The sequence below is a fragment of the Bacteroidia bacterium genome (genome assembly GCA_033391075.1).
In the GTDB taxonomy this organism is placed as follows: domain Bacteria; phylum Bacteroidota; class Bacteroidia; order J057; family J057; genus JAWPMV01.
In genome coordinates this window covers 7063021-7075964 of sequence record JAWPMV010000001.1, presented here as the reverse complement: position 1 = coordinate 7075964, position 12944 = coordinate 7063021, and the positions used below count along the sequence as shown (strand labels likewise).

At 43.3% G+C, this 12944-nt stretch carries 8 protein-coding genes and 1 pseudogene; 7 read left to right on the top strand and 2 right to left on the bottom strand.

What is annotated here, in order from left to right; genetic code table 11:
• The first annotated feature begins 43 nt into the window (after positions 1–43).
• The 3 genes from R8P61_28185 to R8P61_28175 are packed head-to-tail and all read left to right on the top strand — an operon-like array spanning position 44 to position 2222.
• Positions 44–337 carry a type II toxin-antitoxin system HigB family toxin gene (locus tag R8P61_28185; GenBank protein ID MDW3650989.1) on the top strand — a complete coding sequence of 98 codons (294 nt, stop codon included), beginning with the start codon at positions 44–46 and terminating at the stop codon, positions 335–337.
• A 2-nt stretch (positions 338–339) separates the two neighbouring features.
• Complete coding sequence (locus tag R8P61_28180) at positions 340–708, top strand: hypothetical protein (GenBank protein MDW3650988.1); 369 nt, start codon at positions 340–342, stop codon at positions 706–708.
• 5 nt (positions 709–713) lie between these two features.
• Complete coding sequence (locus R8P61_28175) at positions 714–2222, top strand: recombinase family protein (protein ID MDW3650987.1); 1509 nt, start codon at positions 714–716, stop codon at positions 2220–2222.
• On the opposite strand, the pseudogene R8P61_28170 reads toward R8P61_28175, so the two are convergent.
• Positions 2215–3270, bottom strand: a pseudogene (locus tag R8P61_28170) (YifB family Mg chelatase-like AAA ATPase). The gene R8P61_28175 and the pseudogene R8P61_28170 overlap by 8 nt on opposite strands.
• Before the next feature lie 135 nt (positions 3271–3405).
• Between R8P61_28170 and R8P61_28165 the strand changes: the two are divergent.
• Positions 3406–4917, top strand: coding sequence for a T9SS type A sorting domain-containing protein (locus R8P61_28165; protein ID MDW3650986.1), 1512 nt, complete (start codon positions 3406–3408; stop codon positions 4915–4917).
• A 24-nt stretch (positions 4918–4941) separates the two neighbouring features.
• Positions 4942–5403: a hypothetical protein gene (locus R8P61_28160; protein MDW3650985.1), complete on the top strand. Its 462-nt coding sequence runs from the start codon at positions 4942–4944 to the stop codon at positions 5401–5403.
• Between the two features lie 89 nt (positions 5404–5492).
• On the opposite strand, the gene R8P61_28155 is transcribed toward R8P61_28160, so the two are convergent.
• Positions 5493–10769, bottom strand: coding sequence for a T9SS type A sorting domain-containing protein (locus R8P61_28155; protein ID MDW3650984.1), 5277 nt, complete (start codon positions 10767–10769; stop codon positions 5493–5495).
• A 271-nt stretch (positions 10770–11040) separates the two neighbouring features.
• Here R8P61_28155 and R8P61_28150 point away from each other — a divergent pair, with 271 nt between their 5' ends.
• The gene (locus tag R8P61_28150; protein ID MDW3650983.1) at positions 11041–11709 is read left to right on the top strand and encodes a DUF2461 domain-containing protein; all 669 of its coding nucleotides are present in this window, start codon (positions 11041–11043) and stop codon (positions 11707–11709) included.
• A gap of 130 nt (positions 11710–11839) precedes the next feature.
• On the top strand, positions 11840–12916 hold the full coding sequence (locus R8P61_28145) for a nucleotide-binding protein (GenBank protein ID MDW3650982.1): 1077 nt from the start codon (positions 11840–11842) through the stop codon (positions 12914–12916).
• Positions 12917–12944: the final 28 nt, after the last annotated feature.

Genomic DNA, 12944 nt, shown 5'->3' with positions numbered 1-12944 from the left:
AATGTGCCCAATATGGGAACAAAACTTAAACCCTTCCGTATACATGAGAATCATTACCGAAAAACGGATTCGGGATTTCTTTCGATCCCATCCCAATGCTGAACCAACCTTTACCGAATGGATAAAGGAAGTCCGACAAGCAAACTGGACAACACCCAATGACTTACGCGCCATGTACCCATCAGCCAGCATACTACCTAACAATCGAGCGGTCTTTCGCCTGGGCGGAGGAAGTTATCGCTTGGTGGTAGTTATTCACTACAACGGTGGCCGATTGTATGTGCGCTTTGTGGGTACCCATGCTGACTATGACAAAATTGATCCTAATACTGTGTAGATATGGAAATCGTCATTCACCCTATATTAACTGATGCTGATGTCGATAAAGCCTCCAAGCGTATCGAAGAGATTTGGGATGCCGAAGAAGGCACCCCGGAATACTACGAACTCGACATCCTAACGCTTTTGGTTTCAGAGTATGAACGCAAGCAGTATCCACTGACTGAAGCCAACCCAATTGAGATGATCACATACCGGATGGAACAGATGGGACTCAGCCGAGCTGATCTGGCTAAGCTAGCCTTTAATGGTCATCGGGGTCGAGTAACTGACATCCTAGACGGCAAACGCAAACTGAATTTAAGTATGGTACGAACCTTATCCGAAGTCCTCAAGGTTGATCCTAAATTTCTCATCAAGGAATATTAAAATATATGAACAAGGAATCAGCCCGCGTTGGTATATGGATACGTGTATCCACCGAAGAACAAGCCAAAGGAGAAAGCCCTGAACACCATGAAGAACGTGCAAGAGCCTATGCCAAAGCTAATGGATGGGAGATTACCACGGTCTATCACTTAGAAGGTGTCAGTGGTAAATCAGTCAGTGATCATCCTGAGGCGAAAAGAATGCTGGCGGATGTCGCTCATGGTCGCATTACCCATCTTATCTTCTCTAAATTGGCTCGATTAGCCAGGAATACCTCTGAACTCCTCACATTCTCTGAGCACTTTGAATCCTATAATGCTTATCTGGTATCGCTCCAAGAAAAGATTGATACCTCCAGTCCTGCCGGCCGTTTGTTCTACACTATCATTGCAGCCATGGCTCAATGGGAACGTGAAGAAATCTCAGCCAGGGTCGCGGCTTCAGTTCCGATCAGAGCACAACTTGGTAAAACGACCGGCGGACAAGCGCCTTATGGCTACAAGTATGTTGATAAGAAACTCGTTATTGATGATAACGAAGCTCCGGTGAGAAAACTCATGTTTGAGTTGTACGCTGAGCACAAACGCAAAAAGACCGTTGCCAGACTGCTCAACGAACAAGGCTATCGTACGCGGAAGGGAAGAAAGTTCTCTGATAGCTCAGTCGATAGATTATTGCGTGATCCGGTAGCCAAAGGTAAACGGAGAATGAACTACACCAAAAGTAGGGGTAAAGGTTTACAATGGGATCTCAAAGATCCTAAAGAGTGGATAATCGTTGACTCACCAGCCATTGTCTCAGAAGAACTGTGGGACAAGGTCAATGCCATCATGGATGAGCAAACTGCTAGCCGTAAACCACGAACCAAAAAGGGAACTCATCTCTTCACCAGTATTGTCCAGTGTAGTTGTGGCCACAAGATGTATGTACCATCAAATTCACCCAAGTACATCTGCTACCAGTGTAGAAACAAGATCAGAGAAGAAGACCTAGAAGACATCTTCCATCATCACCTGGAATCCTTCCTGGTAACGGATGAACAAATCCAAGTTTGGCTCAGTAAAGCCATTGAGATGATCACCGAACGAGAAGACCAACTCAACCTTCTTCAGAAAGAATACAAGACGCTCAAACAGAAACTCGACACCATCATTGACCTACGGGTGAACAACCACATCCCGGAAAACGCCTTCCAAGAACACTATCAACCCGTCTATGAACAAGCTGAACAAATCAAAACTCAGATATCTTTATTGGAAGGAGAGATTACCGCTCTAAAAGTCCAGCTGGAATCAAGCGATCAGGTATTCGCTGACGCGAAGCTGTTTTATGACCAATGGCCCCAGATGTCATTTGAAGAGAAACGATCATTTGTAGAAACGGTAACCGATTCCATTGTGATTGACCCGGAAGGTGAAATAGAGATAATCCTCCTCTATTCTCCGGCTACCACCCCATTTTTTCTCAATTCCTCTGAATTGATGACAGAATGGCAACACACCCCCAAGGATTAGCGGAACTGATAAGAAGGAATGAACAGGGAAAATCTACGGTGCTTTTTGCTCGGGATACCGTAATCTTTCGTTCCTCCAGCGGCTGCCTCAAAACCTCCAAAACTGATCGCTTAAACTCCGGCAATTCATCCAAAAACAAAACGCCATTATGGGCCAGACTGATTTCACCCGGCTGCGGATTCCCTCCTCCCCCAACCAATGCCACATCACTGATGGTATGATGCGGACTTCGAAAAGGACGCTCAGCAACCAAAGCAGCCTTTTCTGACAATAGCCCTACTACAGAATGGATTTTGGTGGTCTCCAAAGCTTCTTCCAGACTCAAAGGAGGCAAAATACTCGGCAATCTTTTGGCAAGCATGGTTTTACCTGCACCGGGAGGCCCGATCATAATCACATTATGTCCTCCGGCTGCCGCAATTTCGAGTGCACGCTTTACATTTTCCTGCCCTTTTACATCTGCAAAGTCATGCTCAAAAGATCTCTGTTGCTGAAAAAAGATTTCCCGTGTATCTCTTTGCGTAGGTTCAATGGCTATTTCCTCATTCAAAAACTGTGCAGCCTCCACAAAACTCTCAACCCCGATCACCTCCAGTTTATTTACAATAGCTGCTTCGCTTGCATTTTGGGTGGGAAGAATGATTCCTTTGAAACCTGCTTTTCGAGCCTCAATCGCCATGGGAAGCGCCCCTCTAAGGCTTTGCAAACTCCCATCTAGCGACATTTCTCCCATAATCACATAATCCCCGATCATATCTGAACGGATTTGCCCATCTCCCGCCAAAACCCCAAGTGCAATCGGCAGGTCATAAGCCGAACCTACCTTCCGAATATCCGCAGGCGCCATATTCACAACCACTTTACTTCTGGGGAAAATGAGATCATTGTTCCGGAAAGCAGTCAGAATCCGAGCCCAGGATTCCTTAACCGCATTGTCAGGTAAACCGACAATGACCAAGCCGAACTGCCCTGGAGCAACATTAACTTCTATCGTGATCTGGGAGGCATGAATTCCTTCAACCGCACTCCCGAAAGTCCTAACTAACATATTGTGTTTTCTAAAGCTGCTATTCTATAAGACCCCAAATAAAAGACCTATGTCAACATTACATTTTTCACTTGTCAGGCTACTAAAGAAAAATTGTATACTTATTCTATCAATTCATCGCATAATTCTGTCTTTATGAAACAGCCAAACCTTATGACTAGCATGTGGCGAATAGGTTGGATCGCAATCTTGTCTTTTCTTATTCTGATCCCTGCTACTTTTGCGCAGGGCGAAGAATTTGCAGACCGACAAAGCCCTTCCTTTCGCCTGAACTTACTACGCAGTGGTAATTTCGCCCCCAATGGACAAACTCCGCCTTATTTCTGGTCCGGAGTGTACCTGAGAAATGCATTTGATCCGAATGGAGATTTAGGCTCATTCCGGCTCGATTCTTCCCTATGTGGAGTAGGAATCGCAGGAGGTCAGCAATTCGGCTCGGAGTTCAAGGCCTATTATTCCTACAACATGGAAGGTCAAATCTCTGAGGTTGTATTTAAGCAAGAAAGACCGGGCCCTATCTATGAGAACTTTAGCCGAAAAGTATTTAGCTATACCAATGGCCAAATCACTTCCTATCTCTTTCAGAAATGGAATGTTGCCAGCAGTTCCTGGCAGGATGATTATGAAGAACTCACGGCCTATGATTCGGATGGAATACAAATGAGTTTTACCATCCGGGAAGTGGACATGAGTGGGCAATGGACAAACCTGATGAAAGAAGAAAGGATTCTGGATCAGGACGGGAATATTGGGGAAGTACGTACAGCCAAATGGGAAAACAATGCCTGGCTAGATACTGCCCGCAAAGAGATTAGCTATAATGATCTAGGTTTCTTTACCCAAATCTATGAGCAAAGCTGGAATGGAAATGCCTGGGACACCTTGAGTCGTGAGTCGGCCATTTACGGGAGTCAGGGCTTTAGCTGGGACGGTTATCTGTATGAGGAAAAAACAAGCAATGGCTTCGAAAGAGTTCTTCGAGAACAATACAGCTATGACAATCGAGGATACTGGTCCGAAATGCTCTTACAAAGCTGGGATAGCCAGGCAAATTCCTGGAAGGATGAAAGCCGCGAATCCTATGATTATACCCGCAAGGGAATTTGGATCAGCTGGAATCGACAGGATTGGGTAAATAATGCCTGGGTAAACAGCTATCGTCAAGGCTTTGAAAATGATGGAGGAAATCGACTCGATGTCAGACAGAGCTGGGATGCAAATTCTTCAGCCTGGGTGAAAGAGCTCCGCACATTGGCCCGTTACGATGCCAATTTCAACCTCATAGAAGAAGCCGGAGAGCAAATCTGGAATGGATCAGCCTGGGAAAATAGTACAAACAGTAAACGTTGTCAGCATTTCTGGTCTGAAGAAACAGCTACTTCCATTCGCCCAAAACTTCCTCAATTCAGCTGCAACATGAGTAATCCTTATCGCGCATATTCACCCATTTCCTGTGACGCACTAGAAGCAGGAAAGAATTATGCAGTAAAGCTGAGCGATATGCAGGGAAGAATGTTGGTGGATAAAAACATCCCTGGAGGAAGTAATTTCTCCATCAACAAGAAATTACCTGCCGGAATTTACACCCTCAATATTTATGAGAACCAAGAGATTCGCTATGCACGCAAGGTCCTCATTCGAGAATAATCTCCAACTTTTAAGCAAAATTCAATGAAAAAAATAATCAATATATGCAGCCTTTGCCTGATCTCCATTTGCCTAAGCACTGCTAGCGCTTTTGGTCAGGCCGTTTTCAATGATACCATTTTATTTAAGATCACTGGAATAGAACAGCTCACCAATGGATTCAAATACTTTCTTGAATTCGAAACACAGGGAACAGGGCAAGGAAATCAAGATTCTTTTAAAGGTATAGGCCTTTTGAGCATGTGCTCTTGTTATTGTGATTCCATATGGGATGCATGGCCAACTTCTCCCCCTAGCGATTCTTTATTTGGTGGCATAGGTGTGCTTACTTATCCTAGTACCGCAAGCTCAGGAGGAGATACTGGTTTATTCAAATCCAGCAGCAGCGGTGGAAGACAAAGAGGTCGCCTGGGAGTACTTCAAATGCCAGGAAGCTTTCTCAGACAAGATCCCTTCCCATTACAAATCACCTATAAAAAGATTTGATACAAAATCGTAAGGAAACAAATTTGATTAATACTAAAACACAAAGCCCCGAAGAGCATTTCTTCGGGGCTTTTTCATTAGGTCATCTTTTACTTTGTCCCATCCACAACCAGTCTCCGCTGCGCCATACGGTTTTCTGTTCGTATCTCCACCGTGTAGATCCCTGAAGGCCATTGATCAATAGGAATGCGAATTTTTGATTTCGTTCTTCCTAACTGATATTGATACAGCAGGCGACCCATATTATCAAACACCCTGAGCGATACTTCTTCCTCAAAATCAAAGAGACTTCTATCCCACTCTATGGTCAATTGATCACTAGCTGGATTGGGATACATGCTCCAGGCTTTTTGCAATTCTTCATCGATAGAAGTTGCCTGCCAGAGGAAATCCTCGGACTGCGAACTACATTGAGCCGCACCAAAAACGATGACTTTATAGCTTCCTCCTAGTTGGGGGAAAATTGCATTTCCATTTTCACCCTCCAAAAACTGTCCATCCCGATACCATTCTACTTTTTCATAAGTCCCGGAAATTCGGAGACTATCCCCTACTTGTTCTATGCGGGGAATAGCCGGATTTTCCACTACATTCACTTCAATACTGGCCGTATTACTACAACTTCCGTCAGAGTATTCGTAGCTGAGAATTTGAATGCCGGGATTTGAAAGGATAGGATTGAAAGTGGAATTATTGATTCCGGGTCCTGTATAAGTTCCTCCTGCCGGGCTGCCCTGCAGGCTGATTTCATTATCTGTATAACAAAGGTTTTCCAAAGGAGCCAAAGAGACACTGGGTGCTCCGCTAATCGTAAGGATTACTTCTGCACTATCTCTACAGCCGTTTTGTACTACGGTATAGCGAATCGGATGACTTCCTACACCTGCTAATGCAGGATTTATGATATCGTTTTCGACTCCATTTCCACTATAAAATCCTCCTGCTGGACTGGCCATATCTAATAAAATAGGATCCTGATTATCACAGATGATTTCATTATTCAGGGGAAAGTCCACTTCAGGTGCAGCGACAACTTTCAAGAGTTCTTCCTTTTCTGCGGCACATCCCTCATTGTTTATATACTTATACATAACCGTGTAAACACCTGGCTGCACCTGCGAAGGATCAAATACTCCATTGCTTATTCCACTACCCAGATACTCTCCTCCTGCAGGTTGTCCCTGAGTCAATGGGAAGGCGGCTAGGTTTTGGCAAACGTCCTCGAAACCTGCCAGGCTTACAGAAGGCAAACTGTAAATGGAGATACCGCCTACTTCTTGTGATATCAAAGCGGGTTGGGTACTATGCAATCTCAACTTATAGGCTGAGCCTTGAGGCGCATCTTCTGGAATCATAAGCTGAAAACTTCCCAGGCTATCCAGCGATGTGATATTAGCCAGCATAAAGGGCTCGCTAAAATCTCCGTCAGGAGCCGAAGCAAAGAGCTGATATTGATTATTCGGACCAGGGCTGGCATTTTTGATCTGATAATTGATCTGTATTTGCTCACCCGGACAGAATCCGCTTTTTCCTAAAGAAAATAAAAGCTCCGGATTGCCTCCGTTTCCTCCTCCATTGTCTTCCACTTTCATTTTCACTACTAGCCCAACTTGTGGTTCAGCGGGATCATTGGTATTGATGAAAAGGGAAGCATAATAGTTTCCAGGGGTAACATTGGCAGCATTTAGCTGTAGCTGAACATTTGCTTGTCCGCCTGCCGGGATAGAGCCACTTGTTGGGGGCAAAAGATTGATCCAAAAAATATTTGCATTGGCTTGAAGGCTCCAATCCAAAGTTGTATCGCCCTGGTTCAAAATATCGAAGGATAGACTTTGGCTGCCTCCCTGAGGAAGCACTGCAAAAAGCGTATCCACATTGATCTGCACATCTGGAAATTTATCGTCATTTCCTCCACTCCCAGCAGTAGAATCTTCTGTAACTGTCAGTTCGATAGTAAAAAGGGTTTGGCTTTCATCCGGATCATTAGAGCTAATCCATGCCGCACCATAATAAACTCCTGCGACCAAAGAAGTATCCTGATATTTCAATCCAAATTGGCCAGTCGAATTCCCATCAATGCTTCCCGAATTGGGCTGAAGCTGATGCAGCCAGCTAATGCCTGCCTGAGTTGCCAATTGCCAGCTCAAAGGGTCGGAGCCTCTGTTTTCCAGCTCATAGTATTTGGATAAAGATCCTCCTTTAGGAATGGAAACCTCTATGGTATCAAAGGCAAAATAAATATCCGGTTGAGCCTGGGCATAAATTTCCACCGGCAATTCCACCAATTGCTGATTGGGATCATTGCTGAGCAGGGAAAGGGTATCATTATAGCTTCCATCAGTTAGATTGGCTGCATCGTATTGAATGAGTACCAAAGTAGAGTCGCCTCCTGCGATGCTACCACTCGAGGGCTGGGTACTGAGCCAGGATTGAGTTCCTTGCATGGACCAATCCAATTCATCTGTCCCTATGCTATAAATAATGAGCGTATCAGTCCCCGTACTTCCCATGGCTACAGTCTCCAGGAATGCATGGGTCGATAGCTCCATTTCTGCTTCCGGAGCAGCGACGGCTACGCATTGTGAGAATTCAGAAGTACTCTGATCCGGACTGGTCGCTGTTGCCGTAACTACTTTCCCCGCAGCATTACTTCCATCAAAACTCAAATGGAAGCTTGCGTCTCCATTAGCATCTGTTGTGACCGAAGCCGTTCCCAGCAATTCCTCCCCTTCTCCAAAACCGCCATCATTTGCAGAATAATCATCACAAGTCGCATTAAGGAAAAATTCCAGGTGAAAGGTCTTATTCGCTTCACTGTGGAATTCTCCTATGAGGGTCAGATCATTCGTTGTATCCTGTAAGCTAGCCGAATGTATTTCCGGGAAATTCTGAGAATCATTGGCTCCACCATCCGCATCCAGGTCATCTATGGGATCGTGGAAATATACTTCTGGCAATTCGATGCCTAGTCTTCCATTGCTGTGGATGCTATTCCCCAAAATACTGATGGCATTACCGGTATTTCCATACATCCAGATGCCATGGCCCCGATTGTAGGCAATCACATTGCCCTGCCCGGAATTCGTTCCTCCTATTCGCACATTATGTGCACCACTTCCAAAAGTAATTCCCGCTCCATAGCTCACAGTATCTCCATTTCCGAGATCAAGCATTCCACTTCGATCTGTACCGATAAAATTTCCTTCTATACTAACATTCGCAATATTTGCTACTGCCCAAATACCGGCTTCATCTCCAGAATTATTGGCAATTACATTTCCGATGATATTTATGTGTTCGCTATTATCTCCCAGAGAGATACCTGCTCGTTGATTTCCCCGATCTTTGGTCCCACTCGCATCTGTTCCAATAAGGTTATTGATGATATCGGTATAAGTAGCTCCATTTAGAGCGATCCCAGGAGCGGTATGTCCGGAAATTACATTTCCTCTGTTTGCATCATTTCCTCCTATAGTCGTATAACTGGCTCCATCCTCTACGCTCACGCCATTGGAATTCACATAAAAAACAGAATCTCCCTGAATGTCCGTCCCGATGTAATTCCCCTCGACTTTGTTGTGGCTAGCAGAGGAACCGATAATTTGAACTCCTCCCAATATCATATTTCTGTCCTCGGGATCAGGTCCTCCGATTCGCACATAAGAAGCATTTTCAATTTTTACTCCTTTTCCATCCGTTGCGCTTACTTCATCCGTTGTACCAGCCGCATACGATCCAAGCACACAAGCTTCTACAAAACCAGAATCTGCAGAGAAATAAACGGCAGCTCCTGACATATTCCTTAAGGCAATTCCTCGTATTCCACTATTTTTTCCTCCGAAAGCGATTCCTCCATTTCCATTCAAATTGATGGTAACTCCCGGAGTCAAATCCATCGCTTGTCCAACATCAGTAGTATTTGCTGAATATGCTGCCAGATCTGTAGCGTCCAGCACCAGGGGATAAGTCAAACCAAAGAGTTGATCCTGGGCTTTGATGTTGGGAGCTGTTGTATTAAAGTCCAGCTGCGCTACAAATGTTGAATCACCCGGCAGGCGGCTATTCGATTCCTGAAAGGCCGCATTCAGATTACATTTCCCTGCAGAAGTAGCACAAATTCCATCACCGGGATTCGCATCATAAAATTGGCCTGTGCCATTGATGGTCCAGCCACTTACTTCCAGTTTACTGAAGCGGATCGGAATGCGTACCAAATCTCTGTCATACAATCCATTGCTTTGGCGCCAGCGCGTAAAATAGAGGTGAGCCTCTTGTCCACTCACTTCAAAGTTTCGTGTTGTATCTGTATGGTCGATGAGAGAGGGATAGCCCAAAATATCTTCTGTATTGCTTCGGTTTGGGTCGATGATCATATTGCCCTGCATGATCCGCTTTCGAGCAGTCCAGTGAATGAGGTCATCAGATAAGGCATAATAAATCCCCCAAACATTGCTTTTCTGTGCGGCCCCTACCAGAACGAATTTGTTGAAATAAGTATTCCAGGAGATTGAGAGATTCATTTTTTCTATAAAGCCCTGCCCTATTCTGGCCAGCACATGATCTGCAGGATCTCTTTCCGGATGTTCATAGGCATTGACGAATTCTACATTGAAGCCCTCGCCATCCCAACCTCTCCAACTTTGAGGATCAAAGGGATCGTCCGTTCTGACTATAGAAGTTCCTTCCCCTTGCAGGCCGATAGACTCTGTCTTTACCAGGCGATAATAGAAACCGTCTTTGGGACTTTTGATGATGTTACTTCCTTCGAAAATTCCGTGCGCTCCGGAACCCGTCGTATCCTGTTTATAAGGAGCCCCGAAGAGGAAATGATCCGGTGCAGCTGCCTGGGTGAAGGTCTTCCCGGAATCGGTCGAAAGTGCATAAGTCATGGTATTATACCAGCAATTCAAATTGGAGCTACTGGAATTATCATTGCACTGTCCGGCATATTCCCAGCCGTGATGTTCATTGTGTACCACCGCCATGACATTGATGCCGTCATGGGTGTAGGTACTTACGATCCATTCGTAATCATTAAAATTTTGAGGAATGGAGTCGAAATCTGAAATCATGGTCGGACTACAATCCGGAACCAGACTATTGAAGTCAGCCCCAAGCATGCGATAATTGTGGTAATGGGAAATGCTCAGGTTGACATTTCCAGCAGCATCCCGAAAAGCTCTTGCAGGAGCATCCGGGATATTTTCCTGTTCACAAGCATCTGTAGTCCAGTCAAAAACGATCTCCTCAGAGCCCAGCAATTGGACATCGCCGGGATAGGTCATTTGTGACCAAAGGCTATCAGACAGGCTGAATACATAAAAAGTAAAGATGAGAGCAAGTTTCCATGATTTGTCGCGAATCATTATTTGATTTTGTTCGGGATTGAACCTCACTGGCGGCACTAAGCCTACAAACAATATTCAAATAATACATGAAATGGAAAATCCGAATTACGGTTTTTACTAACTCTTTTTTAATGAAAAAATCAGATTATCTCTATCCATTTAGAAAATGCGCTTTCCCCATTATGAAAGAAAAATGAGCAAAAAAGCTAAATCAAATAGCACAAACACATGCCTTTACTACTCATTTTTAGTAGATTAGTAACATCATTTACAACATAAATTCAGACACATGGCCTACTTCGACCAGGACTTCATCCGATTTTTCAGCGAGCTTGAGCAAAACAACCATAAAGAATGGTTTCATGCGAATAAGAAACTCTACGAGAAAAAAGTAAAAATCCCTTTCCGCGAATTTGTAGCAGCCCTCATCAATACCCTCGAGGATAAATGGGGAAGCATACCTTATGATGCCAAAGATTTCATTTTGCGAATCAATCGGGATATCCGATTTAGCAAGGACAAAACGCCCTACAAAACTCACCTTGAAGCCATGATCTCTGCTTATGGCAAGAAGGAATACACCCGCCCTGGCATTTTTCTACAGGTCAATCACAAAGGTCTAAAACTGTATACGGGCAGTTATATGCTGGAGAAGGAAAACCTCCATCGGGTCCGTACCGAAATAGTGAACAATATGGAGGAGTTCGAAAAGTTGACGACCGACAAAAAATTCCTTTCTGTTTATGGGGAAATTCTGGGAGATAAGCACAAGCGGATTGATAAAGAATTTAGGGAAGCAGCTGAGAAACAGCCCTTGATTTTTCACAAAGGATTTTACTATGGTTTTGAAATGGATGAAAAGACCTTACTGAAAGATGATCTGATTGAAGCCATGCTGAAGAAGTTTGCAGTAGCTGACGACATGAATGCTTTTCTGGATCGCGTGCTGGGGGGATAGCTTTATCTTCTTTGACAAGCAATTTTCTTATATAGAAAGAAAAGCATAAATGTTATTCAAGCTCTTGAATAATATTCATATCTTATCTCAAATATTAGTCAAATGTAATCTAACGGCTCCTCCCATACATATGCCCTCATCTGCTCAATTTCCAAAAATTGCAATCATTAGTTCTGATACGACAGGTAAGTTTACCCAGACGATTGCTTCCCTTTTGGAATCTCAGGATTTACAACCAAGTATTAATGAATTCCATTTATTTCTCGACAATACTTTTCAGATAGACTTTTTTTTATCTAAGGCCAAAGAATTAGACTTTTGCATTTTCATTGTTAGAAATGAGGATATAGACAAATTAAATTCACATGCAAATCCCAAATTACTTTTTGCATTAGGTTTAATAATTGGAATTCTTTCAATAGAGAGGGTCATACTTGCCAAACCTAAAGATGAGGAGCTGGGTTTGTTTTCCGAACTGAAGACACTAGATACTGTACCACTTAATTTAAATATTACTGAGCTAAAAAAATCGTTCCGCGTACTTTCAAACAAAATGGGTCGTAAAATAAATCAAATGGGAATTCGCGAAAAATCACTTTTTCGTAAAGATCCAGAGGGAATTGTTGATTTATTTACCCATTACATAATCAAAATAGAAAATCAAGATGGAGATGGTAGTATAACCCGTATGATACAATTAGAAGCAAAACATGATAATGTAGGTTCGAGGGAACATAGAATATTTAGCGATACCTCAACCAGTTCATATGAAGCACTCAAGCTAAAAGCTTGGGATAAATACAATAAAGAATTAGCAACAGACATCATATATGATGCTCCTAATCAAAAAGATTTTAAAATATTTTTCAGAAACCAGCTTTCTAAAGGTGAAAAATTAACCTATACCTACACTTGTCATTGGGAAGGTATGTTTCCCAAAAAGAAATCACATTTTACTTTAAAGAATACTGCTAAGAAAATCCGATTTGACTTAATATTGCCAAAAGCCTGGGATCTACTTCTTGTCAGTGTAAAAGAAAAAAGAAGGGATGGTGTTCCATCAAAAAAAGTAGCTTCTATAAAATTGCTTGACGAAGCGGTCGAAGGAGACTTTAAAAGATATAGTTATAGACTAGAAGAGTTTGGTTCTGCAGTAATGGAAACTCAAGTTTTTTGGAAATATAAATTAGCGAGCAAGAAGGTATAGTAGAATCGAACAGAGGGGTAATTCATCA

Excerpts from the sequence above, each read along its gene's own strand:
- R8P61_28160 (MDW3650985.1), top strand. The coding sequence starts at position 4,942 with ATGAAAAAAATAATCAATATATGCAGCCTTTGCCTGATCTCCATTTGC.
- R8P61_28175 (MDW3650987.1), top strand. The coding sequence starts at position 714 with ATGAACAAGGAATCAGCCCGCGTTGGTATATGGATACGTGTATCCACC.
- R8P61_28185 (MDW3650989.1), top strand. The coding sequence starts at position 44 with ATGAGAATCATTACCGAAAAACGGATTCGGGATTTCTTTCGATCCCAT.
- R8P61_28145 (MDW3650982.1), top strand. The coding sequence starts at position 11,840 with ATGCCCTCATCTGCTCAATTTCCAAAAATTGCAATCATTAGTTCTGAT.
- R8P61_28165 (MDW3650986.1), top strand. The coding sequence starts at position 3,406 with ATGAAACAGCCAAACCTTATGACTAGCATGTGGCGAATAGGTTGGATC.
- R8P61_28155 (MDW3650984.1), bottom strand. The coding sequence starts at position 10,769 with ATGATTCGCGACAAATCATGGAAACTTGCTCTCATCTTTACTTTTTAT.
- R8P61_28180 (MDW3650988.1), top strand. The coding sequence starts at position 340 with ATGGAAATCGTCATTCACCCTATATTAACTGATGCTGATGTCGATAAA.
- R8P61_28150 (MDW3650983.1), top strand. The coding sequence starts at position 11,041 with ATGGCCTACTTCGACCAGGACTTCATCCGATTTTTCAGCGAGCTTGAG.